The sequence below is a fragment of the Paraburkholderia caledonica genome (assembly GCF_000383275.1).
Lineage (GTDB): Bacteria > Pseudomonadota > Gammaproteobacteria > Burkholderiales > Burkholderiaceae > Paraburkholderia > Paraburkholderia caledonica.
Genome location: NZ_KB911035.1, coordinates 186,025 through 210,023, shown reverse-complemented (window position 1 = coordinate 210,023; position 23,999 = coordinate 186,025). Strand labels below are relative to the sequence as shown.

The window sequence follows — 23,999 nt, the reverse complement described above, 5'->3', positions numbered from 1 at the left end:
TCGAAGGCGGAATACGAACAGGCTACTAGTATCGTATTGGCGGCTGACAATAGCAAAGCGGCAAGCGTCGCGCGCTGCCAGATGCGCTCCGGGCAATTCCGTCGCTACGGCTGGATTGGCGCGATGTTGGCGTTTGCGGCCGCGAACAGAAGGCAATTGCAGTTAAAGCGGCGCTTAAATTTTCGAACGTTGATTGGGAGGGACGAGAGCAAAAAAGGACGTCCGAGCGGTGTTCCTTTCGACTTCTTTGCGCCGCTCTTTTGCTTCGTATGCGCGTGCTATGGTCGCTTTCCAGAACAAGCAATGCGCTGATCACACGAAGATGGAGCAGTTCTTTATGCGGCGTACTAGTGCCGTGAATTTCCTGCTGGCGCGCCGGCGCATGTGCCTCGACAAGATTGCGGCCGCAACCAGCGACGACGTGCAACGCCAACGTGAAGTGGAATTTCTCGAGCGCCTGGTACTCGACGTTCGCGCGGGCCGGCTCAGTACATTCGAATTGACCCACGCAAAAGCCGTTGCCGTGGTAATTACGGATTAGCGATTTAAAGTACTGCAAGCGCTATGGCGAAGACGTCCCTCATTTCTTACCTGCTGCGCACCGCACTGTAGAGGGGCAATGCCCGCTCTTCGAGCATTGCAATCGCCTGAACCGCCAGTTGCGACAACGTATGCTTACTGCTCGTCGCAATAGCAAGGCGACTGAATAAAGTCGGCTCGGTAATCCGTGTGACGCTAAAGCGCCGTTTGAGCGCGTCGCTCACGGTTGCGTTGAGCGGCAGCACTGCGTAGCCGATGCCTTCGCTGACAAGATCCAGAATCGACGACACCGCATCTACCTCCAGCTCAATGTTGAGCCTTACCCCTTGCTCGGCAGCGACTGATTCGAGCATGCGCCGGATTGCGTGCATGCGCCCGGGAATCACCAGCGGATAACGCGGAATATCGCGCAACGCGATTGCATCTACCGGCTCGCGTGCGGATTCGGCTTGCGCTTCGCTGTTATCAGCACCGATCAGAAAGAGTTCTTCGGTGAATACGGTGCGTTTGTCGATCAGCGGTGTATCGAACGTGTCGTAAAGAACTGCGACGTCGACACGACCCATCATCAGCCATTCAATCAGATAGGTCGACAGACCTTCTGCAACCGAAATGGTCGCGCCGGGAAACGACGTGCGAAAGCTGCGCACCAGTTCGTTGGTCGCCACTTTCGCGAAGCTCGGCGTAATGCCAATGCAAAAATGCCCGCCGACGGTACCGCGCAACTCGTCCAGATCTTGCGACGCGCGCTGGACCTGCGAAAGGATCCCTTTCGAATGAGCGAGCATTCGCTGACCTGCGGGCGTGAGCGCGACGCCGCGGCCATTTCGCTCGAGCAGCGTATGGCGCAATTCCACTTCGAGCTGTCGCACGAGCCTGCTCAGCGCAGGCTGGTTGGTGTCGAGCGTAATGGCGGCGCGGGTAAAGCTGCCGAGTTCGGCCACATGCACAAACGCTTCCAGCTGCTTGAGGTCCATGGCGGGAGGTATGTGAAATTCACATATCAGCTAGTTTGGTATAGCGATTGTATCGAGCGACGCTCCCCGCGACAATCGGCTTACTTCAGCTTACCTGGCAGCTCATTTGCCAGCTCACTTGCCAAGTTCCTGCCAGCTTACATAGAGAGCCGCGCCGCGCGGCCACCCAGATAGAGACGACGCTTCCATGAAATCCTGTTTGCCGCCCGATCCCCATCCTGTCCGGCCCGCACAGCAATTGCCGGCCAACGCCTGCGACGCGCATTGCCATGTGTTCGGTCCCGCCGAAGTTTTTCCGTATGCGCCCGATCGCAGCTACACGCCGCCCGACGCGCCTTTCGATCAATTGGTCGCGTTGCATGATTTTCTCGGCCTGAGCCGCGGTGTGATCGTGCAGGCGAGCTGTCACGGCACCGACAACACCGCGATGCTCGATGCGATAGCGCGTGGCAACGGCCGTTATCGCGGTGTCGCGATAGTCGACGGCGATGTGACCGACGCACAACTCGCCGACCTCGACGCACGCGGCGTGCGGGGCGTGCGCTTCAACTTCGTCGCGCACCTTGGCGGCGCGCCGGATCTCGACGTGTTCGACCGGGTACTGCAGCGGATCGAGCGGCTGGGCTGGCATGTCGTGCTGCATCTGGATGCGCAGGATATCCTGCAGTACGCCGAGCGGATCGAGCGTATCAAGGTGCCGTTCGTGATCGACCACATGGGTCGCGTGCGCGCCGAAGCAGGCCTCGATCAACAGCCGTTCCGGCAACTGCTCGAACTGATGCGCAATCCGCTCGCATGGGTCAAGGTCTGCGGTTCGGAGCGTGTGTCTGCAGGCCGCCGGCCTTTCGACGATGCGATTCCGTTCGCCCGAACGCTGATCGAAGCCGCGCCGGACCGTGTGCTGTGGGGCACGGACTGGCCTCATCCGAACATCAGCAAGGACATGCCGAACGACGGCGAACTGGTCGATCTGCTATTACGCTTCTGCCCGGACGAGGCATTGCGTGAAAAACTGCTGGTGACAAATCCCGCGCGGCTTTACGGCTTCGACGTGTAGTTGCAGCCGCAATCATGTCCTGAACTGCCGCGTGAGACGGCAGGCATGCGGAAGGCGACATTTATCGACTTTCCGCTCATCAATTTCGATGGAGACGAAGATGACTAGAACTGATTCCCGGGTTTGCCGATTCGGAGCGGCTTCATGAGCGAGAGTGCCGTCATGACCTCGTCCGCGCCGGGCGCGAAGAAGCCGTTTTACAGAACGCTGTATTTCCACGTGTTTGCCGCGATCATTATCGGCGTGCTGCTCGGGCATTTCGCGCCGTCGCTCGCCGTGAAGATGAAGCCGCTCGGCGACGCGTTCATCAAGCTCATCAAGATGGTCATTGGCCCAATCATCTTCTGTACTGTGGTGACCGGCATTGCCGGAATGGGCGACATGAAGAAGGTGGGGCGAGTCGGCGGCAAGGCGCTGCTGTACTTCGAGATCGTGTCGACGCTCTCGCTCGTGATAGGTCTTGTAGCAGGGCACATCTTTCACCCGGGCAGTGGTTTTAATCTGGATCCGGCCACCATCGACACAAAAGCTCTGGCCGGTTACACGACTGCTGCACATCAGCAGAATACAGTCGAGTTTCTGATGCACATCATTCCCGACACCGTTACAGGTGCCTTCGCGTCGGGCAACGTGCTGCAGATCCTGCTGATCTCAGTGCTGTTCGGCGCGGCGCTTGCAGCGACCGGAGAGCGCGGGCGCCCGCTGATTGCAATGATCGATTACTTTGCCCATACGTTTTTCGGCATCGTTCACATCATCATGAAGGTGGCGGCAATCGGCGCATTCGGCTCCATTGCGTTCACGATCGGCACCTACGGAATCGGCGCGGTGGTGCCGCTGCTGAAGCTGATCGGCGCGTTCTATGCGACGCTCGCCGTATTTGTGATCGTGGTGCTGGGTGCAATTTCGCGGCTGCTCGGTTTCAGCATTTTTCGTTTCATGAGCTATATCCGCGAAGAGATTCTGATCGTGCTCGGCACGAGTTCTTCTGAGGCCGCGCTTCCGCAAATGCTCGAAAAACTCGAGCGCCTCGGCTGCTCGAAGTCGGTCGTTGGACTCGTGATTCCGGCGGGCTATTCGTTCAATCTCGACGGCACGAACATCTACCTGACGATGGCTGTGCTATTCATTGCCCAGGCGTTCAACATCGAACTCAGCTTGACGCAACAACTGACGCTCGTGGGCGTAGCGATGCTGACGTCGAAAGGGGCAAGTGGTGTGGCCGGTGCCGCGTTCGTGATGCTCACTTCCACGCTGCTGGTTTTCCCGCTCATTCCGGTGTCCGGCATGGTGCTGATTCTCGGCATTCACCGTTTCATGGGTACAGGTCTCGCGATTGCAAACACGATCGGTAATGGCGTTGCGACGCTCGTCGTGTCCGCGTGGGAGCACGAACTCGACCGTTCGAAGCTGAATGCAGGCATGTCGCGTCGACGGGCGGATTGACCGCATGCTTTGACCACCTAGCCGCTGCAAAACAATAGAGATCGTTCTGGTTGCGTGCGCCTACGCGCACGCAGCAGGGGCAGCTTGCGCTCAAAAAATACAAACTGGTCAGGAGACATAATCCATGTGCACAAAAATAAACGGCATGCGCCACGGGGCACGCTTTAAAGCAACATGCATTGCATCGGCGCTGCTCGCGTTAGTGAGCGGCACAGCGAACGCCGATTCTTCGCAAGCGGCGGCGGGCGCTGCGTCGTTATCGACTTCGTCGGTTCAGATGTACGGCTTGATCGGCATGTATATCGACAGCGCGAAAGTCAGTACGGCCCGCGCAAGCACGGTGCAAATGGGCGGTGGCGGAATGACCACGTCGTTCTGGGGCATCCGCGGCCGTGAAGATATAGGCGGCGGTAACGCGGTGATCTTCAGCCTCGAAAGTTTTTTCCGGCCGAACACCGGGCAGATGGGACGCAATACGACCGACGGGCTCTTTTCGCGCAACGCCTACGTTGGACTCACCGGCGCATACGGTACGTTCAAGTTCGGCGAGCAAACGAACCCAACGTACATCAACCAGCAATTCGTTAACCCGTTCGGCTCTTCCGTGGTCTTCTCGCCATTGATCGTGCAGTCGTATACGGCGAGCTACAACAATACGGTGATCGGCGACACCGTCTGGCAAAACGCAATCGAGTACGTATCGCCGAATTACGGCGGATTGACGGGCACGGCGATTTATAGCGTGAGCAGCACGACGGGCCATCAGGGGCGCGACAACGTCGGCCTGCATTTGACGTATGCGAATGGACCGCTGACTGCGGTGTTTTCTGCGCAGCGCGTGCGGACGGCGGCGGTCGCGCCGTCAACGGGACAGTATCTTTATCTCGCCGGCGCCGCGTACGACGCGAAGTTCATGAAGGTCTACGGCGCCGCGCAAATGACCAGCAACAACAACGTCGAAACCGGCTCGCATACTTATGAACTGGGTGTTTCCGTTCCGCTCACGCCGTCCAACGTGATTCTCGCCGAGTGGGCGCGCACCAAACACAGCGCGCCGAGAGACCGCAGCGATGTGCGCAACACGGGAAGTCTCGCCTACGAATATATTCTTTCTAAACGCACCTACGTGTACACGGTGTATTCGTACGACAAGCTCACGGCCAATCCTTCAGGCAGCACGTATGGCGTGGGCATCCAGCATACCTTCTGAAGAGGCTGCGGAAGTCCGTTGAAGGGACCTCCGTACGCTGCCTCAGGAGTTCGCCCGGCCCGCGCGGTTGCATGAGAACAGGCGTGCGAATGAACGCGCGAGAAAGCCCTGCGATGGCTGCGGCGCCTTAACCGGCTCAACGACATTGCGCCACCAACGCTCGCCTCGATGCGGCGCGGCGAGATCTAACCGCTGGCCCATGCGCGGCGTCGAAAGCGCGATGCCACGCGCGGCGGCAAGCCCGAGCACCCGTTCGAATGGCTCGTACCATTTGTGCATCGCCAGATCGAATGTGCCGTTATGAATCGGCACAAGCAACTGGCCGCGCAGGTCGATATGCGCCTGTACGGTGTCTTCGGGCTGCATGTGGACGTAAGGCCATTGCGCGTCGTACGCGCCCGTTTCGACGAGCGTCACGTTGAAGGGGCCCAGGCGTTCGCCGATGGTCCTGAAGCCGTCGAAGTAGCCGGTGTCGCCGCTGAAAAACACGCGCAGATCTTCGTCGACGATGACCCACGACGCCCACAGCGTGCTGTTGCCGTCGAACAGGCTGCGTCCCGAGAAATGCTGGGCCGGCGTCGCCGTGAATGCGATGCCGTCAATTTCAACGCTTTGCCACCAGTCGAGCTGGCGCACCTTGCTCGCGTCAATGCCCCAGTCGATCAGCCGGTCGCCCACGCCGAGCGGCGTGACGAACACCTTCGTCGTAGCGGCCAGCGCGCGCACCGTTTCCCGATCCAGGTGATCGTAGTGATCGTGCGAAAGAATCACGCCGGCAAGCGGCGGCAAATCGGCAAGCGCGATGGGCGGCGCATGGAAACGCTTCGGGCCGAGACGCTGGAACGGCGATGCACGTTCGGCGAACACCGGATCGGTCAGCCAGAATCGGCCGCGCAACTTTAGCAGCACCGTTGAATGACCGAGCCGGTACAGGCTGCGGTCGGGCGCTGCATCGAGTTGCTCCCGCGTCAACGTGTCGACAGGCAGTGCGCCGGCCGGAACGGTTCCCTGCGGCTTGTTGAGCAGCACATTCCACGCAATGCGCAAGGTTTTGCCGAATCCTTCGACGGGACGCGGCTTGACGTTGCGAAAACGCTCGCCGTCGTGCTGCGGCGACAACCCGGAAAGCTCGCGCCCGCGCTTCGCAGCGGTAAAACCGAGTACACGGCCGATCGAATCGATGAGCGCTGTCATGTGTGACGTCCTGACGTGGAAAGTAGACTGGGTAGTGTAATTTATAATCTCGAAAAGTAAACCACTCGGTGTAAAATTTCCGGATGGACCCGAGCCTCACTCATCAACGCCTGACCGACCGCAAGCGCGTCGCCGTGGTTTCCGCGGCTATCGAAGAATTCCTCGCGGCTGGCTTCGACGCGACCAGCATGGATCGCATCGCCGCGCGCGCAAACGTCTCGAAGCGGACCGTCTACAACCATTTCCCCAGCAAGGAAGCGCTCTTCGCGGAGATATTGCGGCAGCTGTGGGACGCGAGCCATTCGGGTGAGGCGTTCGCTTATCGGGCGGCAGCGCCTCTGCGCGAGCAACTGATCGAACTGTTGATGCGCAAGCTCAGGCTGATGAACGACGAGGCCTTCGTGGCGCTGGCGCGCGTGGCTATTGCCGCCGGCATCCATTCTCCGGAACGCGCGCGCGATATGGTGGCGCGCCTCGGCGAGCGCGAGGAAGACCTGACTATGTGGATCCGCGCGGCAGCCGCCGACAAACGTCTGCGGATTTCAGATCCCGTGTTTGCCGCGCATCAACTGCAGGGTCTCGTGAAGGCATTCGCTTTCTGGCCGCAGGTGACGATGGGGCAGCCGCCGCTTGACAGTGCCGAACAGCGGGCAATCGCGGACTCAACGGCCGATATGTTCCTCGCGCGCTATGCGTGAATGCCGATCCTGTTGAGGAATGCGTTTGGTGCGTCCTGAAACAGCGTCTTCAACTTCTCACAACGGGCGCAAGTCATGCATGTGTGACTGATATGCGTGGCCGTCTCGTCCCTGAACTGCGAACTCCTAAGCCGAACAGCAGGCAATCGCGGACTCAACGGCCGATATGTTCCTCGCGCGCTATGCGTGAATGCCGATCCTGTTGAGGAATGCGTTTCGTGCGTCCTGAAACGGCGTCTTCAACTTCTCACAACGGGCGCAAGTCATGCATGTGTGACTGATATGCGCGGCCGTCTCTTCCCTGAACTGCGAACTCCTAAGCAATGTGACGGCCTGTGCGAGCATGCGCGGGCAGTCGTGCAGTGAAACCAATGGATGCGGCGACGCGCATGGCACTTGAACGCTGCCCGTTTTTTACATGTGATTGCAAGTTGTACCAGGGCAGCAAACGGTCGCGTTTTATCACCGTGTCGCGTTCGCATGCGGATCGCTTTTTGCCGACGATGAAACGTGCGACGCGCCCGACTCGTGAGGAGAGGATGATGGAACCAGTGCTGAGAAAGGTAATGACCGCCGTGTTGATCGCGGCGCTGGCAGGCGGCACCGTGGGGTGCAAGCGCTCGGGCTCGAACGATACGGCCGGAACCGCGGGCACAGGCGGGCCGGCGGCCATGAGCAGCGGCACGGCGGCACCCATGGGCGGTGCATCGGCCGCGAGCCAGTAAGTCCGCACCGCAAGCGTTCGCTTCGCGATATCGCGGCATTTCCGCGCGACCCTTCGCAATGGGGCCGGCGTGTGGCCCGTCGCGCATTGCATGGCTCCGATGCCACGCGGTCATGCGTCTGGTAGAAGCGGCGCGCTATGCGTCTCCGGCAGGGTCATACGGCACGACAGATTCGTGCTCGTCCGGCTGATTGCGGGCGACTATCGCTCTTGCTGCGACTGTGTCGTCAAGATTGAACGGCTGATGCGGCATGCCCGAAGGAATAAAAAGGAAATCGCCGGCTTCGGTAATGACCGACTCGCGCAAACCGGGACCGTAGCGTGTTTCGACTCGTCCTTCGAGCATGTAAATCGCCGTTTCATAGTCGGCGTGACAATGCGGTTCCGCATGGCCGCCGGGCGGCACGACGACCATGTACATCGACAAACCCGCTGCCCCAGCCGTGCCTCGAGAAATGCCGACAAAGTACGGCAAGCGCTGGCTTGTTGTGATCGCCTCGTCCGGGCGAACCCTGACAACGGTTTGCTGTGCGTCGTGCAAAACGTTTGACATGGCGGCTCCCTGGCAACAGCGGGAAGGTTCGTCGTGGTCCGCGTTGTGAAGTGAAGTCTACGCGATAGATGCGTTGCTTTCGAACCTGAAGCTGAGCGCTGATCAGGTTCGCGATGCGCGTTTCTGCCTGCTGCGCGGCACGGCTTTCGCGCTCAGCATGTCCTTGTCTCGCGCCAAAGCCGCGCGCAAACGCGGCACCGCGAAATCAATGAAACTGCGCGTTTTCAGCGGCAATTTGCCTTGCCCCGCATGCATGATGCTCACGGGTATGGGTTCCGGTTCGAAGCTGCGCAGCACCAGTTTCAGCTTGCCTTCGTCGACGGCTCGCGCCGCCTGATACGACAGCACGTTGGTCACACCGACACCGGCAATGGCGGCGTCGATGGCCGCCTCCGCTGTATTCACCGAGAGCCGCGCGTGAATCGGAACGGCCTCGTGCGGGCCGCTGCTCGTGGCGAAGTCCCACACGTCGCCCGAAGGGAGCGAATCGAAATTCACGCACGAAAAGCGCATCAGATCGGCGGGTGTCTCAGGCTCGCCCGCCTGCGCGAGGTAGTGCGGACTCGCGCAAGCCACGCGGGTCACCGTGCCGACCTGCGTCGCGACCATGCTGCTGTCAGGAAGCTTGCCGATGCGCAGCGCAACGTCGATATGGTCGTCCAGCAGATGCAGGTTGCGGTCGGCGAGCACGAGCCGCACTGTTATCTCCGCAAACGTCGCGAGAAAATCACTGACGATGGGCAGCATATGCAGCCGCCCAAATACGATGGGCGCCGTCACGACGAGTTCGCCGCGCGGCGTGCTGTACTCGCCCGCTGCGGCGCTTTCTGCTTCGCTGACCTGCTCGAGAATCTGCTTGCACGCGGCGAGGTACGCTACGCCCGCTTCGGTCAGCGTGAGCTTGCGTGTGGAGCGTACAAGGAGACGCGCGTTCAGATGCGCCTCCAGCTCAGCGACTTTGCGGCTGACGGTGGGCAGCGGCATACGCAGCTTGCGGCTCGCCGCGGAGAAACTGCCGGTCTCAGCCGCGGCTACCAGAATCGACATTGCTTCAAGACGGTCCATGAATCCGCGCGCTCATCGAATATGAATCGATGGAAAATACCGGATTGCAGCTACTTCTGGAAGAGCGTGGGCGCGGTTATGCGAAACGGGCTGCTCGCGCTGCGCCCATGCTAATGCGCGCGAGCGCTACAATCGTCATGACATAAAGCACTATAACGGAGACATAGCATGGCCAATCTTCAGCCAATCAGCCGCTACCCGGTGCCCGATCCGAGCGAATGGCCCGACGACATCAGCGCACGCATTCTCGAAGTACAGCAAAAAGCCGGGTTCGTGCCCAATGTATTTCTGACGCTTGCGCATCGGCCCGATGAGTTTCGTGCGTTCTTTGCGTATCACGACGCATTGATGCTGAAAGAGGGCGGGCTCACCAAAGGCGAACGCGAGATGATCGTGGTCGCCACCAGCGCGGTGAACGATTGCCTCTATTGTGTGGTTGCACACGGCGCGATTCTGCGCATTTACGAAAAGGCGCCGCTGCTCGCGGATCAGGTTGCCGTGAACCACCGCAAGGCGGACATTCCCGCGCGGCAGAAAGCCATGCTCGACTTCGCGTTGAAGGTATGCCGCGAATCGGGCAGCGTCGACGATGCCGACTTCCAGACGTTGCGAGAACACGGATTCACGGACGAAGACATCTGGGACATTGCCGCGATTACAGCGTTTTTCGGCTTGTCGAACCGCATGGCCAATGTCATTTCAATGCGCCCCAACGACGAGTTCTACCTGATGGGGCGCGTGCCGAAAGCCGCTTCCGAGTCACCGCAGAATTCACCGCAGAAATAGACCTCGAACTGCTTATGCAGTGCTCATGCGCTCGCCGGTTCTGAACGCAGTGCGGGCGTGTGCAGCGCAGTGTCGTCGATCGGAAAGTGCAGCAGTGCGGCGACAAGACCGCTTGCTACGGTCGCTTGCCACAGCAGCGAGTACGAGCCTGTCAGGTCGAAGACCACGCCGCCCAGCCACGCGCCGAGGAACGATCCGATCTGATGGCTCAGAAAGCAAAGGCCGAACAGGCTCCCGAGATGGCGTGTACCGAATACTTTCGCAACGAGGCCGCTCGTCAGCGGAACAGTGCCGAGCCAGGTGAGACCCATGACGGCCGCAAATATGACTACGGTCAGCGCACTTTTCGGTAGCAGAAAGAATGCGCCGATCGTCACGCTGCGAATCAGGTAGAGCCAGCCAAGCACGTAATGCTGCCGGAACCGGCCGCCTAACCAGCCGCAAGCCCAACTGCCGATCATGTTGAACAGGCCGATTAATGCAAGGGCGGTCGCGCCGAGTCCGATGGGCATGTGGCATAGCGACAGATAGCCGGGCAAATGCGTGGCGATGAACGCGAGCTGAAATCCACAGGTAAAGAACCCGAGTGTGAGCAACCGGTATCCGCGATGCTGCGCAGCTTGAGCAAGCACGCTGCGTAGCGGCGCGAGCGGCGGTTCAGCAAGCGGTGTTCCGGTTCGTGCACGCCGGTCCAGTACGATGCCGAGCGGAGCCACCATCAGCATCAGGAAAGCCAGCACGAATAGCGATGTGGCAATGCCCGCGTTGAGCCTGATCCCCTGAACGAGCGGGACCATCAGTACCTGCCCGGCGGACCCTCCTGCGCTGACCAGGCCCATCGCCATGCTGCGCTTTTCCGCCGATGCCACCCGGCCGACCGCCGGCAACACGACGCCGAACGTGGTGCAGCTCACGCCAATGCCCACCAGCAAGCCCATGCCGACGATCAACATCGGCCCGCTCGGCGCGACGGCCGCAAGGCCGAGGCCCGCCGCGAAAGTCGTCGCGCCGAATGCGACGACCGGCGCGGAACCATAGCGGTCCGCTGCCGCGCCGGCGAACGGTTGCGCGAAGCCCCACACCAGATTGTGAAGCGCAATTGCGAACGCGATCAGCGTGACGGGCAAACCTCGATCGAAAGAAAACGGCCCTATGAATAGCCCGAACGTTTGCCGGATCCCCATTGCCGCGCTGAGAATGAGCGCGGCGGCGAGAATGACGAATGTCGTGTGATTGAACGCGGGCGCGATGTGTTTGCTGTTGGCGGTCGACATGGTTCTGATCTCCTTCGACACAATGGTCGCAGCGAGCGTCGCAAGCAGCAAAAGAAAAGTTTTTGACGACAGGTGAGCGCCGTTCACCTGTGCGATTGAGTGGGCGCGCCGATCGGCGAGATCCGGTGAGTATCAATAGCCTCTATTGCGGTGCGTGCGCGCTAACGCTTAAGTCGCACGAAGACTGCCCGGCCTCTGCGAGCATCCATTGCCTGAAGTCGAGTAGTTCCGGCCGACGTTGCGCGTCCTCCGCGCTGACGAGCCAGTAGGCGGTGGACGAAGCGATCGTACTGGAAGCCGCCTCGACCAGCGCGCCGCTTACGAGGTCGCGATCCACCAACGGCCTGCGGCCGAGCGCAACGCCGAGCCCCATGCTTGCAGCTTCAAAGGCGAGCTGGATCGTGTCGACATGCAAGCCGTCGCTGGGATCGACGCCTTCCATGCCGGTGGTTTCGAGCCACGTCTGCCAGTCTTCGCTCGCGGCGTTCACGTGAATCAACGTCGCCTTGCCCAACAGCGGCGTGCCGTGCGCGTCGCGAAGCGACTCCAGATAGGCGGGGCTGCATACAGGAACGAGTTGCTCTCCAAAGAGCCGAGTCCACGCCGTGCCTGCGACAGGCGCCCGGCTCATGCGGACCGCGAAATCGAATCCGTCCACAGGAAAGCCGACCTGGCGGTGCGATGTATCGACCGTCACATTCACGTGTGGCCAGCGCGCCCTGAAATTCTGCAGGCGCGGCAGCAACCAGCGGGACGCAAAGGTCGGGGCGCAACTCAGGGCGATGGGGCGGTTCGCGCGGTAGTTCGGCAGACGCTGCGTGCCGATAGCGATCAGCGAAAACGCTTCTGAAACGTATGACAGATAGTCCGCGCCGCTGGCAGTGAGCGAAATGCCGCGAGGCTCGCGCACGAAGAGTTCAACGCCTAGCGTTTGCTCCAGACCGACGATTCCGTGACTGACCGCACTCGGCGTGACATTCAGTTCCGCGGCGGCGAGCTTGAAACTTTGATGCCTGCCGGCCGCTTCGAAAAAGCGAAGCGCTGGCAGCGGCGGTAGACGAAGCGGCATGTTTTGCATCTCCCCTGGCGGCGCAGCGCGGGCGGGGCCACGTGGCTGCTGTTTCGCGACAGCATACCGCGTCGCGCCGGTCACAACCTGTACGGTTTGCTTTGCAGTGCGCAAAGGCCCGCGCAAAGGCGGTGCGGAAAATGCAATGTGGAAATGTTCTCGCCGGCTGTCGATTCGCCGTGGCTTCGATCGTCGTGTATTTGGGTGGCGGGGCGCTGAACGCACGCTCCCCATTGGTCCTTTTCCTCGACAGGGAGATCGCACATGACCGAATTGAAAGAAGCAGCACCGGCCCTCAAGCCGGCCCGCGAACTGGCGGACTCGCCGCGGCGCTTTCCTGGCGAAAGCGCGGAATATCGCCGCGCGCGCAACGATCTGCTCGCCGAAGAAATAGAACTGCGCCGTCATATCGAACGTGTTGCCGCGCAGCGTCGCGCGTTGCCGCCGGGCGGCATCGTACCGGAAGACTATCGTTTTGAAGGGGAGAGCGGCCCCGTTACGCTTTCCGACATGTTCGGCAGGCACGATACGCTCGTGACATATAACTGGATGTTCGGTCCCAGGCGCGAGCGGCCTTGCCCGATGTGTACGTCGCTTCTGAGCGCCTACGACGGCGAAATGCCCGACATGTTGCAACGTGTCGCGTTCGCGGTGATCGGCCGCTCGCCGATGGAGAAGCTCGCCGCCTTCGCGAAAGAGCGAGGCTGGCGTCATTTGCGGTTGTATTCGTCGGCAGGCAATACATTCAATCGCGATTATGCGGGCGAAGATCCGGATGGCGACGACGTTCCCGCGTTCAACGTATTCACGCGGTCCGGCGGTACGGTACGGCACTTCTGGGCAGCGGAAATGGGTCCGTGGACGGCCGACCCCGGGCAGGACCCGCGAGGCGCACCCGACGTGATGCCTCTTTGGACCGTGCTCGACATGACGCCCGGCGGTCGGGGCAGCGACTGGTATCCGAAACTCGAGTACAACACCGTGCTGCGTTAGCTCGGGTTGCGCTGCGCTGCAGCTGTGCTGCGCGGCGTTCTTTTGCGGCGGTCGCGATTACGCGGCCCCGTCTTCCACGTGGCGTTGCTCCCGTGCTGCCTGCAAATAGCCCGAGACCGCGCCCGAACGCATGGGCCGGCTGAACAGGTAGCCTTGCACTGCGCGAGCGCCCAGTGCCTTGACTACTTCCGCCTGTGACGACGTTTCGAGTCCTTCAACCACGCATTCGAGTCCGAGGTTCTTGCACAGGTCGAGCACCGATTTGACAATCTTCTTCGATGCGCTGTTCGAATCCACGTCGGTCATGAAACTGCGGTCGATCTTGATCGAATCGAAGGGCAGACGGTGCACGTAACTGAGACTCGAATAGCCGGTGCCGAAGTCGTCGAGAGAAACGCGGCAACCGGCCTGCTTGATCATCGTGAGGGCCGAGCGCGCTTGCTCGAAATCGCGAGTGAGCGCAGTTTCGGTGATCTCGAACGAAACGCGATGTGGCGGCACGCCGCTTGCCGCGACAATGTCGATCAGGCGGCGCGCGCGTGCGGACGTCGAAATGTCGATTGCAGAGAGATTGAACGACAGATAGAGCTCGCTCGGCCAGTGCGGCACCTCGGCGAGCGCCTTGTGTAGCAGCACCTCAGTGATGCGCAGAATGATCTCGGTTCGTTCCGCGATCCGGATGAACTCTTCCGGTTTGACCGCGCCGAGCCTTGGGTTGTGCCACCGCCCCAGTGCTTCGAGACCGATGGTTCGCATCGTGACGACATCGGAAATCGGTTGAAACTCCAGAAAGAGTTCCGACTCCAGTTCGGCGTGACGCAGCTCCTGCGTAACCAGGCTCGAACGCCGGATGCGTGTTTCGTGCTCGGTCGAGAAGATCACCGCCGTGCCGCGCCGGCTTTCCTTGCCGACATAAAGCGCCGCGTCCGCGCGCTCGAATACCTGGGTAACGGTTTTGCCCGCATCCGGGAACGCGGCCCAGCCGATCGTGCCCGACAGTTCCGCAATATTGCCTGCCACACGATACGGTTGACTCAGCGAGTCGCAAATGCGCTGGCCCAGTTCGAATAGCGTTTCGTTCGACTGCGTGTGTTGGGCCAGCACGCCAAATTCGTCGCCGCCAAGCCGTGCGAAGAAGATGCCGGGCTCGGCCAGCGCGAGCAGTCGCAAGCCGACTTCCTGCAACACGAGGTCGCCGCTTGCGTGGCCGTAGATATCGTTGACCTGCTTGAAGCCGTCCAGATCGATGAGGCCGACATTGAATCCGTCGCCGGTGGCAAGCGCCTGCTCGGACAACGCCCGCAGCGAAGCGAAGAAGCTGCGGCGGTTGGGCAGGTCGGTCAGGCTGTCGATGCTCGCAAGGCGAAAGTTCTCGTCGCTGAGCCTTTGAGTTTTCTCCTGGCTCGCCTGCAATTCGCGCTGCGCATATACGACGCCGGAGAATGTCCGGTGATACAGCTCGATGATGAAAGCGAGTGCAAGTCCGACGAGCGTCATGTCGATCGCCATCGCGATGAACACCGGCGATCCCGTGAAGACGAGAAACGTCGAAAAACTTAGGATCACTATGGACAGAAGCAGCAGGGCGGCCACGCGCAAGTGCATCAGGCAGAACACGCAGCCGACCACGGTAGTCGCCATGTAGAACGCAACCTGCGCCTGCTCGTACGCAGTGCCGTACGGCAGCAGCATCAGCGACCAGGTGGTAAAGGCAATGCCGAATGAGCTCGAGAGCCAGACGAGCTTGCGTACCTCGGGCACGGCTTTTTCATGCGTCAGCACGCGATGCCGCGCGCGCCACCACCGTATGCATCGCACGACGCACAACGTGCACAGCGCGCCCGGCGCATAGATCGAAAGCCATGCCGGCGCACTGTGCACGTGCGTGACCGTGACCGCCAGCGTATTGACGAACAGGATGAAGTAAAGAAGCGGAATCTGGCGGCCGACCGCCTGGAGCTGCGAACGCACGAGATCGGGGTCTGTGTCCGCCCCGGAAAATGCCTGCCTCAAAGTGGCTAGTCCAACCATTCCTGTCCCTTAACGTTTGCGCCGCATACGCAGCCTGGTATATCGGCACATACTGATCAGACCTTGAGTGCGCGTGAGTGCGCTGGATGCATCAGATGCGTTGTCCAGCATTCGTCGTGGTCCGGTAATTAAGACCTGCGCGACCTTAGGCGGCAGGCGCTTCGGGCTCCTTGTGGGTAACTTTGACCTTGAGGCGGCCTTCAAAGCTTGGGACAGGACAGTACTTGCAATGGTCCGAGGGTGGTGCCCGGTTCGCCTTGCGCGGCCGGATTACCTTGCGGAGGAGTGGATATGAGGCGCACTGCATTGTCGCCGGCATTCGCCAGCACATATTTTTCGGCGCCGTTTTCCGCTTGCCAGTAAGCGCGAAACACGCCGTTTTCGCCGAATAGAAGCAGCTTGCCGTGCACTGTTTTTGCGCCGCTGATCAGGTCGACGGGTTCGCCGTCGCGCACCCGGAACGGCTGGAGCGAAGTCGAATTCGTCGTTCCCGCCAACGTCGCGCAGCTGTTTTCTTCGGCTGAGACGGTCGTGCATAAGAGCGCGCCGACGAGTGCACATGTTGCTATATGGCGAAAATTCATTTTTTTCTTTCTCCCAATTGCAAACTCAAAACCCGCTCGGCGCTGCCCGAATCACGGTAGCCGATGGAGTACTCCGCCAAAGCAAAAACTTGTCCACGACCCTTTTGCGTCGCGCTAAAGCACTGAAATTGCAACGGATTGTGATACGCGACCGATGCCGGCCAAGCGGGCAATACACGTAAGCAGGCGATTCTTAGGGCACTTTGCCGCACAAATTCGTCAAATCGGCTGTGGGCGGGTGATACAAGGCTTACACGCAGGGTTTGCGCGAAAGCGCGCCTATGCGTTAGTGTGTCGGTCCCGGCGCGACAGATGTAGCGCCGGTTCCATGATTACCATACGGGAAGTGCTATGAACAAACAGGAACTGATTGATGCAGTCGCCGCAGCAACGGGCGAAAGCAAAGCGGCCACCGGCCAAACCATCGACGCTATCGTTGAAGCGGTGACCAAAGCCGTTGTTGGTGGCGATACGGTGCAACTGGTCGGTTTCGGTTCTTTCTCGACCGGCGCGCGCGCAGCACGCGTGGGCCGCAATCCGTCGACGGGCGCCGAGATCCAGATCGCTGCTGCCAAGACGGTGAAGTTCACCGCAGGCAAGGCGTTCAAGGAAGCCGTCAACGCGTCGTAATGCAACGCGCTTCACGCCGGAGCATCCGCAATGCGCTGTCATGGCGCGGCGCGAGCGATGCCTCGGGTGTGAGGAATCACGCGCTGCCCAGCCCCGGTAGGACGAATCCATCGGCGGATGGCGCGGCGCGTGTGCCTGCTTGCTGCATGCAGTTATCACGCGTGTCCGCGATCAGCTCGCGCGGCGCTTGCGTGTCGCGTCGGCAAGTGTCTCGAGCACCGGTTCGGTTTGCGCCCAGCTTACGCAAGCATCTGTAATCGACACGCCGTAACGCAGCGGCTCTCCCGCCTTCAGATCCTGACGGCCTTCTTCCAGATGACTTTCAAGCATGACGCCGATAATGCGGCGCTCCTGCGCTGAAAGTTGTTGCGCTACGTTCTGCACCACGTCCAGTTGACGCAAATGCGATTTGCCCGAATTTGCGTGCGAGCAGTCGATCATCACCTGTTCGCGCAGACCCGCTGACTTGAGTGCGGCACAGCTCGCGGCGACCGACGCGCTGTCGTAGTTCGGTCCTTTCTTGCCGCCGCGCAGAATCACATGGGCGTCGTCGTTGCCGCGCGTTTCGAAGATGGCCGCCATGCCCATCTTGGTCATGCCCATGAACGCGTGGCTGGCGCGCGCGGCCACGATCGCGTCAGCGGCGATCTGTACACCGCCGTCTGTGCCGTTCTTGAAACCGATCGGACAACTGAGCCCCGAAGCGAGTTGACGATGACTCTGGCTTTCCGTTGTACGTGCACCGATTGCGCCCCACGCGATCAGATCGGCAATGTATTGCGGACTCAGCAGATCAAGGAATTCGGTGGCGGTAGGTAAGCCCAGGCCGTTGATGTCGAGCAGCAATTGCCGCGCGCGACGCAGGCCTTCGTTTATACGGAAACTGCCGTCCAGACGCGGATCGTTGATATAGCCCTTCCAGCCCACTGTAGTGCGCGGCTTTTCGAAGTACACGCGCATGACGATCAGCAGGTCGTCTTTGTACGCATCGGCCGCAGCCTTCAGCTTGTGTGCGTATTCGATCGCCTGGTCATGGTCGTGGATCGAGCAGGGCCCGACGATCATCACCAGCCGGTCGTCGCGTTCGTGCAGGACGTCGGCGATTTCCGCGCGTGTCTTTTCCACGAGCGATTGCACGGTGGCGGGCACGGGCAATTCGTCCTGCAATAGCGCAGGGGAAATCAGCGGGCGGACCGCGCCGATGCGAACGTCGTCAATGCGCGTAGTGTCCTGCGTGGCGTCGGCCGAGCCGACTTCCCGGTCGTGCAGAGGATTGTCGATGGCGCTCAAGGTATTCTCCCGGACTTTCGATGTGAGGTGGCCTCGCGGCCTTGAATGTAGTGTCGTTGCGTGTGGTTCGCTGCCGGGATTATGACACTCGCATGCCGCCGCCGAAACGGCGCCGCTCAAAGCCGCTCGATCAACGCCATTGCAGCGGCCGGATTGCGTTCCTTGAAGCCGCTGATCACGTACAGATAAACATCGCGTGGGACCGCTTTTGCGGGCGGCTCGGCGCACGTTTCCAGATCGGCGGGCGTCGTGCCCGCAGCCAGTTGCCGAGCACGTTCGACCCATGCGTCGAGGGTTTTGGTCGCGTAGCCCTTCGCCTGTTTATCGGTTGTACCCATGATGCGGGCGTAGACGAACGGCGCGGTGATATCCGCGATCTGCGGGTACTCGCTGTCGCCGGCCAGCACGACTGCGACCTTATATTTACGCGCAAGCGAGATGAATTCAGGTGTCTTGAAGCTGTCGTTGCGCACTTCGATTGCATGCCTAAGCTTTATGCCTTCGATGCTCGCCGGCAGCAGTTTGAGGAAGGCCTCGAAATCTTCTCTGTCGAACTTCTTGGTCGGCGCGAATTGCCAGTTGATGGGCCCGAGCTTCTGTTTGAGAAGCAGCACGCCGCTTGCGAAGAAACGTTCGATAGTCTCGCCAGCCTCTGCGAGTACCTTGCGGTTGGTCGAGTAGCGCGGCGCCTTCAACGAAAAGACGAAGTCGTCCGGCGTTTCCTGATACCACTTTTCATAGCTCGCCGGCTTTTGCAAACCGTAAAAGGTGCCGTTGATTTCGATTGAACTGAGATGCCGGCTCGCGTACTCGAGTTCGCGGCTTTGCGTGAGATCTTCAGGGTAGAAGGTGCCGCGCCACGGCGCATAGGTCCATCCTCCAATGCCGATCCTGACGTTGCCGGCCTTCGCAGCTTTCGTAGTCTTTGCGCTCGTTGAAGATTTTGCGGCTTTCGCGGGCTTGAGATCTGCCACCTGGTGTTCTCCTTTTGGCTGCGCTTTATCTACCGTGAGACCGGTAGATTAGCGTCTTTTTCGCCACCAGACAGAACTCGCGAGAACTACGAATAGTAGGGGAAACAGAAACCGAAACGCCAGACGCTATTCGCCGCTTTCCGGATCGGCGTTGCGCGCAGCGGCCTCACACGTGGCTTCCTCGAAACGGCGGTTTGCTTCCGCCACTTCCGCCCTGAACTGTTGCAACGCATTCACCGCGAGATCGGGCGGTGTCAACGCGGCCCACAGGACGTCGATCAACTGATCCGCGGTTGCTTCGATGTCGGTGTGCCGGTTCGCGAGCGTCGCGTCCCACAACACATGTTCCATTGGCCCGAACACCATGGAGCGCAACAGGCGCAAAGGCATGTCCGCGCGAATCTGGCCGCTTTCCTGACCTTGAGCGAGGACGCGCATTAGCGGTGCGGTATAGCGGCGCTGCAACTCGGTCAGCGCCTCGCTCAACTCATGATGACGCGCGCGTCCTTCCGACAACACCAGCGCGCAGAGGTCGGTGCCGTTCACGAGCATCAGCCGCAAATGCGTCCGCACGATAAACGCGAACTGCTGGCGCACCGTGCCGTCGCGCGGCAGTCCGGATTCGATTGCGTCGATGATCTCGTCGTACCAGTCGCCGATAACGCGCGCGCACAACTCGCGCTTGCCGCGAAAGTAGCTGAAGACGGTTGCCTCGGAAACGCCCAGGCGTTGGGCGATCTCGGCGGTCGTGGCGCGCTCGTAGCCCTTCTCGGAGAACACGTCGCGGCCCGCCTGAAGAATCTCTTTGACCCGCTGCTGCGACTTGCGCCCGGCCGGCTGGCGGCGCGATGCGGGCAATTCGGCCTTGAGAGCAACCGTCATATGAGTCGAAGTCAATTTGCTGGAAGGGTTCGGCTAAAAACGCCACATTGAGCCCATGCTATCACAGCATCAGCGGCCATGAACCGATCCGATGGGTTTCTGAGTGAGACTCAGAAATACCTATTGACGCTTACGTAAATCTAGCGTGAAATGCGTCTTGAACGTCGCGCGCCTCAGGTATGGCGAGAGACGCGGCCCAGCAGCCGGCCGCCGTCCGCGTGGCCGCGATCGAATTCGCCGGCATCGTTGTCCGGCCGCCAATGAACTCTGGAGACACCGCAATGAGCAACCTGCCCGGATTGCAATTCCCGCTCGGCGAAGAAATCGAAATGCTGCGTGACAGCATCGCGGGATTCGCTGCGAAAGAAATCGCGCCGCGCGCGGCTGAGATCGATCGCACGGACCAGTTCCCGATGGACCTGTGGCGCAAATTCGGCGATCTCGGCGTGCTCGGCATGACGGTCTCGGAGGAATATGGCGGCGCCAACATGGGCTACACCGCGCACATGGTCGCAATGGAGGAGATCTCGCGCGCGTCCGCTTCGGTCGGTCTTTCATACGGCGCGCATTCGAATCTATGCGTGAACCAGATTCATCGCAACGGCACCGAGGCGCAAAAACAGAAGTACTTGCCGAAACTCGTGTCGGGCGAACACGTCGGCGCGCTTGCAATGAGCGAGCCTAATGCGGGTTCTGACGTGGTCAGCATGAAGCTGCGCGCCGACAGGAAGGGCGACCGCTATGTGCTGAATGGCACCAAAATGTGGATCACCAACGGCCCGGACTGCGATACGCTGGTCGTCTACGCGAAGACCGATGTCGAAGCGAATTCGCGTGGCATTACCGCGTTTATCGTTGAAAAAGGCATGAAGGGTTTCTCGGTTGCGCAAAAGCTCGACAAGCTCGGCATGCGCGGCTCGCACACGGGCGAGCTCGTCTTTCAGGACGTGGAAGTGCCTGAGGAAAACATTCTCGGGCAATTGAACGGCGGCGTGAAAGTACTGATGAGCGGCCTCGACTACGAGCGTGCGGTGCTCGCGGGCGGCCCCACGGGCATCATGGTCGCGGTGATGGATGCGGTCGTGCCGTACATTCACGACCGCAAGCAGTTCGGTCAATCGATCGGCGAATTCCAGCTGATTCAGGGCAAGGTTGCCGATCTCTACACCACGCTGCAGGCGTGCCGCGCGTATCTCTACGCGGTTGGCCGTCAACTGGACACGCTCGGCACCGCGCACGTGCGCCAGGTCCGCAAGGATTGCGCGGGCGTGATCCTCTACACGGCCGAAAAAGCGACATGGATGGCGGGCGAAGCGATCCAGATTCTCGGCGGCAACGGCTATATCAACGAGTATCCGGTCGGGCGTTTGTGGCGCGACGCGAAGCTGTATGAAATCGGCGCGGGCACGAGCGAAATCCGCCGCATGCTGATTGGCCGCGAGCTGTTTGCCGAGACTGCGTAAGCGTTCACGCGCCAACTTCCAAACAAGCGGCATGAGATCGCAGTAAGCGCTAAAGCGCCGACTCCGATTCTCCGATCGACACAGGAGAAGCCACGCAATGCCGATCATCGAATCCAAGCTGAACCCGCGCTCCGACGACTTCCGCGCGAACGCGGCGGCGCTCGAGGCGCTGGTCGCCGATCTTCGTGCGAAGGTCGAACAGCTCGCGCTGGGCGGCGGGCAGGCAGCACGCGAAAAGCACACAGGGCGCGGCAAATTGCTGCCGCGCGAGCGCATCGAAAAGCTGCTCGATCCGGGCACCCCGTTTCTCGAGTTCTCGCAACTCGCAGCTTACGGCATGTATAACGACGACGCGCCGGGCGCCGGCGTGATCACCGGTATCGGACGGATTGCGGGCCACGAGTGCGTGATCGTTTGCAACGATGCGACGGTCAAAGGCGGCACGTACTATCCGGTCACGGTCAAGAAGCACGTGCGTGCGCAGGAAATCGCGGCGGAAAACCACTTGCCGTGCGTGTATCTCGTCGACTCGGGCGGCGCGAACCTGCCGAATCAGGACGACGTGTTTCCCGACCGCGACCACTTTGGCCGCATCTTCTACAACCAGGCAAATCTGTCTGCAGCGGGTATTCCGCAGATTGCGGTGGTAATGGGCTCATGCACCGCAGGCGGCGCCTATGTCCCGGCCATGAGCGATGAATCGATCATCGTGAAGAACCAGGGGACCATCTTTCTCGGCGGTCCGCCGCTCGTGAAAGCCGCAACCGGCGAAGTGGTCAGCGCGGAAGACCTCGGCGGCGGCGACGTGCATACACGTCTGTCCGGCGTGGTCGATCATCTCGCGCAAAACGACGCACATGCATTGGCGATTGCACGCAGCATCGTCGGCAATCTGAACCGCACGAAGCACGTGGCGCTCATGTTGCAGGAGCCGAAGCCGCCGCGCTACGACGTGAAGAGCATGTACGGCGTGATTCCCGTGGATACGAGAAAGCCGTTCGATATTCGCGAGGTGATCGCGCGCATTGTCGACGACTCTGCATTCGACGAATTCAAGGCACGTTACGGCACGACGCTTGTGTGCGGCTTCGCGCATATCTGGGGCCATCCGGTCGGCATCATTGCAAACAACGGCATTCTGTTTTCAGAGTCCGCGCTGAAGGGCACGCACTTTATCGAACTGTGCTGCCAGCGCAAGATCCCGCTCGTATTTCTGCAGAACATCACAGGCTTCATGGTGGGCCGCAAGTACGAGAACGAAGGCATCGCACGTAACGGCGCAAAGATGGTAACGGCAGTGGCCACGGCGAAAGTGCCGAAGTTCACGGTGATCATTGGCGGCTCTTTCGGTGCGGGCAATTACGGCATGTGCGGTCGCGCGTTCTCGCCGCGTTTTCTCTGGATGTGGCCGAACGCGCGTATTTCGGTAATGGGCGGCGAGCAGGCGGCGTCGGTCCTGGCCACGGTCAGGCGCGACGGTATCGAAGGCAGAGGCGGCTCATGGAGCGCCGACGAAGAAGAGGCCTTCAAACAGCCGATTCGCGAGCAATACGAGCATCAGGGCCATCCGTACTATGCGAGCGCGCGTCTTTGGGATGACGGCGTCATCGACCCGGCGCAAACACGCGACGTGCTCGGTCTCGGTCTGTCGGCTGCGATGAATGCGCCGATCGAAGATACGCGCTTCGGCGTGTTCCGGATGTGACGCAGCACGACGCATGGGAGCCGACACGATGCACTATGAAACACTGAATGTCGAATTCGCCGGGCACGTTGCAACCGTTACGCTGAATCGTCCGGACGTGCGCAACGCGTTCAACGAAACGATGATCGCCGAACTGACATCGGCCTTCACGGCATTGGACACGCGCGACGACGTGCGCGCGGTCGTGCTCGCCGCAAACGGCAAGGCTTTTTGCGCGGGCGCCGATCTGAACTGGATGAAGAAGATGGCCGCCTACTCCGACGAGGAGAACCGCGCCGACGCGATGCTGCTCGCGAACATGCTGTCGTCCATCTATCGTTGCAGCAAGCCGGTAATCGCCCGTGTAAATGGCGACGCCTATGCGGGCGGCATGGGACTCATCTCGGCGTGCGACATCGTTGTGGCGGTGGAAAGCGCTCGCTTCTGCCTGTCGGAAGCGCGGCTAGGGCTCATTCCGGCGACTATCGCGCCCTACGTGGTTCGCGCGTTGGGCGAGCAGGCGTCGCGCCGCTATTTCATTACCGCTGAGCAGTTCGACTGCGCGACGGCGCTGCGCCTCGGGTTCGTCGGCGAAGCGGTCAGCGCCGGGCAACTGGATGCCACCGTGCAGCAGATCGCGCAAACCCTGTGCGCGAACGGTCCGCAAGCGGTGCGCAATTGCAAGCGGCTCGTGCAGGACATGGCAGGCCGCAAGTTGAACGATGCACTGATCGAAGACACGGCCGCGCGCATCGCGCGCACGCGAGCCGGCGCGGAAGGCCGCGAAGGCGTCGCGTCATTCCTTGAAAAGCGCACGCCTGCCTGGCGTGATTGAAGCGCGGCTCACTGACATTCCGAGGCGCCCGCAGGCCTTC

General features: G+C 60.7%; 23 protein-coding genes. 11 read left to right on the top strand and 12 right to left on the bottom strand.

Annotation, left to right across the window (positions count from 1 at the left end; genetic code table 11):
* Positions 1-337 precede the first annotated feature (337 nt).
* The gene (locus H281_RS0107100; RefSeq protein ID WP_027804366.1) at positions 338-541 is read left to right on the top strand and encodes a hypothetical protein; all 204 of its coding nucleotides are present in this window, start codon (positions 338-340) and stop codon (positions 539-541) included.
* Between the two features lie 46 nt (positions 542-587).
* Here the strand turns inward: H281_RS0107100 and H281_RS0107095 are convergent, their stop codons facing one another.
* Entirely contained in the window at positions 588-1,517 is a 930-nt protein-coding gene (locus H281_RS0107095; RefSeq protein WP_020066391.1) for a LysR family transcriptional regulator, read from the bottom strand.
* A gap of 187 nt (positions 1,518-1,704) precedes the next feature.
* Between H281_RS0107095 and H281_RS0107090 the strand changes: the two genes are divergently transcribed.
* The 3 genes from H281_RS0107090 to H281_RS0107080 all read left to right on the top strand — a co-directional run bounded on the left by H281_RS0107090 (position 1,705) and on the right by H281_RS0107080 (position 5,230).
* Positions 1,705-2,574 carry an amidohydrolase family protein gene (locus H281_RS0107090; protein ID WP_027804365.1) on the top strand — a complete coding sequence of 290 codons (870 nt, stop codon included), beginning with the start codon at positions 1,705-1,707 and terminating at the stop codon, positions 2,572-2,574.
* Between the two features lie 144 nt (positions 2,575-2,718).
* Positions 2,719-4,020, top strand: a complete 1,302-nt coding sequence (locus H281_RS0107085) for a dicarboxylate/amino acid:cation symporter (RefSeq protein WP_020066389.1) — start codon at positions 2,719-2,721, stop codon at positions 4,018-4,020.
* Between the two features lie 124 nt (positions 4,021-4,144).
* Entirely contained in the window at positions 4,145-5,230 is a 1,086-nt protein-coding gene (locus H281_RS0107080) for a porin (RefSeq protein ID WP_033379450.1), read from the top strand.
* 42 nt (positions 5,231-5,272) lie between these two features.
* On the opposite strand, the gene H281_RS0107075 is transcribed toward H281_RS0107080, so the two are convergent.
* Positions 5,273-6,424, bottom strand: a complete 1,152-nt coding sequence (locus tag H281_RS0107075) for an MBL fold metallo-hydrolase (RefSeq protein ID WP_020066387.1) — start codon at positions 6,422-6,424, stop codon at positions 5,273-5,275.
* An 83-nt stretch (positions 6,425-6,507) separates the two neighbouring features.
* Here H281_RS0107075 and H281_RS0107070 point away from each other — a divergent pair, with 83 nt between their 5' ends.
* Positions 6,508-7,122 (top strand): TetR/AcrR family transcriptional regulator, encoded by a 615-nt coding sequence (locus tag H281_RS0107070; RefSeq protein ID WP_020066386.1) that lies wholly within the window; start codon positions 6,508-6,510, stop codon positions 7,120-7,122.
* Positions 7,123-7,438: 316 nt separating this feature from the next.
* Here the strand turns inward: H281_RS0107070 and H281_RS36750 are convergent, their stop codons facing one another.
* The 3 genes from H281_RS36750 to H281_RS0107055 form a co-directional block, all read right to left on the bottom strand.
* Entirely contained in the window at positions 7,439-7,819 is a 381-nt protein-coding gene (locus H281_RS36750) for a hypothetical protein (RefSeq protein ID WP_164701835.1), read from the bottom strand.
* A 163-nt stretch (positions 7,820-7,982) separates the two neighbouring features.
* Positions 7,983-8,399, bottom strand: a complete 417-nt coding sequence (locus H281_RS0107060) for a cupin domain-containing protein (RefSeq protein ID WP_020066384.1) — start codon at positions 8,397-8,399, stop codon at positions 7,983-7,985.
* Positions 8,400-8,501: 102 nt separating this feature from the next.
* Positions 8,502-9,464, bottom strand: coding sequence for a LysR family transcriptional regulator (locus H281_RS0107055; protein ID WP_020066383.1), 963 nt, complete (start codon positions 9,462-9,464; stop codon positions 8,502-8,504).
* Positions 9,465-9,632: 168 nt separating this feature from the next.
* Here H281_RS0107055 and H281_RS0107050 point away from each other — a divergent pair, with 168 nt between their 5' ends.
* The gene (locus tag H281_RS0107050; protein WP_020066382.1) at positions 9,633-10,250 is read left to right on the top strand and encodes a peroxidase-related enzyme; all 618 of its coding nucleotides are present in this window, start codon (positions 9,633-9,635) and stop codon (positions 10,248-10,250) included.
* A 23-nt stretch (positions 10,251-10,273) separates the two neighbouring features.
* Here the strand turns inward: H281_RS0107050 and H281_RS0107045 are convergent, their stop codons facing one another.
* Complete coding sequence (locus H281_RS0107045; protein ID WP_027804363.1) at positions 10,274-11,524, bottom strand: MFS transporter; 1,251 nt, start codon at positions 11,522-11,524, stop codon at positions 10,274-10,276.
* Between the two features lie 142 nt (positions 11,525-11,666).
* Entirely contained in the window at positions 11,667-12,593 is a 927-nt protein-coding gene (locus tag H281_RS0107040) for a LysR substrate-binding domain-containing protein (RefSeq protein ID WP_020066380.1), read from the bottom strand.
* A gap of 264 nt (positions 12,594-12,857) precedes the next feature.
* Here H281_RS0107040 and H281_RS0107035 point away from each other — a divergent pair, with 264 nt between their 5' ends.
* Positions 12,858-13,586, top strand: a complete 729-nt coding sequence (locus H281_RS0107035) for a DUF899 family protein (RefSeq protein ID WP_020066379.1) — start codon at positions 12,858-12,860, stop codon at positions 13,584-13,586.
* 57 nt (positions 13,587-13,643) lie between these two features.
* Here H281_RS0107035 and H281_RS0107030 read toward each other — a convergent pair whose 3' ends face one another.
* Together H281_RS0107030 and H281_RS0107025 are read right to left on the bottom strand one after the other, a co-directional pair.
* A complete protein-coding gene (locus tag H281_RS0107030) occupies positions 13,644-15,617 on the bottom strand; it encodes a putative bifunctional diguanylate cyclase/phosphodiesterase (RefSeq protein WP_027804362.1) in 1,974 nt (657 codons plus the stop codon).
* Positions 15,618-15,817: 200 nt separating this feature from the next.
* Positions 15,818-16,201 carry a hypothetical protein gene (locus H281_RS0107025; RefSeq protein ID WP_020066377.1) on the bottom strand — a complete coding sequence of 128 codons (384 nt, stop codon included), beginning with the start codon at positions 16,199-16,201 and terminating at the stop codon, positions 15,818-15,820.
* Positions 16,202-16,552: 351 nt separating this feature from the next.
* Here H281_RS0107025 and H281_RS0107020 point away from each other — a divergent pair, with 351 nt between their 5' ends.
* Positions 16,553-16,831: an HU family DNA-binding protein gene (locus H281_RS0107020; RefSeq protein ID WP_006049832.1), complete on the top strand. Its 279-nt coding sequence runs from the start codon at positions 16,553-16,555 to the stop codon at positions 16,829-16,831.
* A 171-nt stretch (positions 16,832-17,002) separates the two neighbouring features.
* Here the strand turns inward: H281_RS0107020 and H281_RS0107015 are convergent, their stop codons facing one another.
* The 3 genes from H281_RS0107015 to H281_RS0107005 form a co-directional block, all read right to left on the bottom strand.
* Complete coding sequence (locus H281_RS0107015) at positions 17,003-18,121, bottom strand: 3-deoxy-7-phosphoheptulonate synthase (protein WP_020066376.1); 1,119 nt, start codon at positions 18,119-18,121, stop codon at positions 17,003-17,005.
* A 116-nt stretch (positions 18,122-18,237) separates the two neighbouring features.
* Complete coding sequence (locus H281_RS0107010) at positions 18,238-19,095, bottom strand: DUF72 domain-containing protein (RefSeq protein WP_020066375.1); 858 nt, start codon at positions 19,093-19,095, stop codon at positions 18,238-18,240.
* 126 nt (positions 19,096-19,221) lie between these two features.
* Entirely contained in the window at positions 19,222-19,977 is a 756-nt protein-coding gene (locus tag H281_RS0107005; protein WP_020066374.1) for a TetR/AcrR family transcriptional regulator, read from the bottom strand.
* A 281-nt stretch (positions 19,978-20,258) separates the two neighbouring features.
* On the opposite strand from H281_RS0107005, the gene H281_RS0107000 reads away from it, so the two are divergent.
* From H281_RS0107000 to H281_RS0106990, 3 genes are all read left to right on the top strand, one after another.
* The gene (locus H281_RS0107000; protein WP_027804361.1) at positions 20,259-21,440 is read left to right on the top strand and encodes an isovaleryl-CoA dehydrogenase; all 1,182 of its coding nucleotides are present in this window, start codon (positions 20,259-20,261) and stop codon (positions 21,438-21,440) included.
* Between the two features lie 97 nt (positions 21,441-21,537).
* Positions 21,538-23,145 (top strand): carboxyl transferase domain-containing protein, encoded by a 1,608-nt coding sequence (locus H281_RS0106995; protein WP_020066372.1) that lies wholly within the window; start codon positions 21,538-21,540, stop codon positions 23,143-23,145.
* A gap of 28 nt (positions 23,146-23,173) precedes the next feature.
* Positions 23,174-23,959, top strand: a complete 786-nt coding sequence (locus H281_RS0106990; RefSeq protein ID WP_027804360.1) for an enoyl-CoA hydratase/isomerase family protein — start codon at positions 23,174-23,176, stop codon at positions 23,957-23,959.
* Positions 23,960-23,999 lie beyond the last annotated feature (40 nt).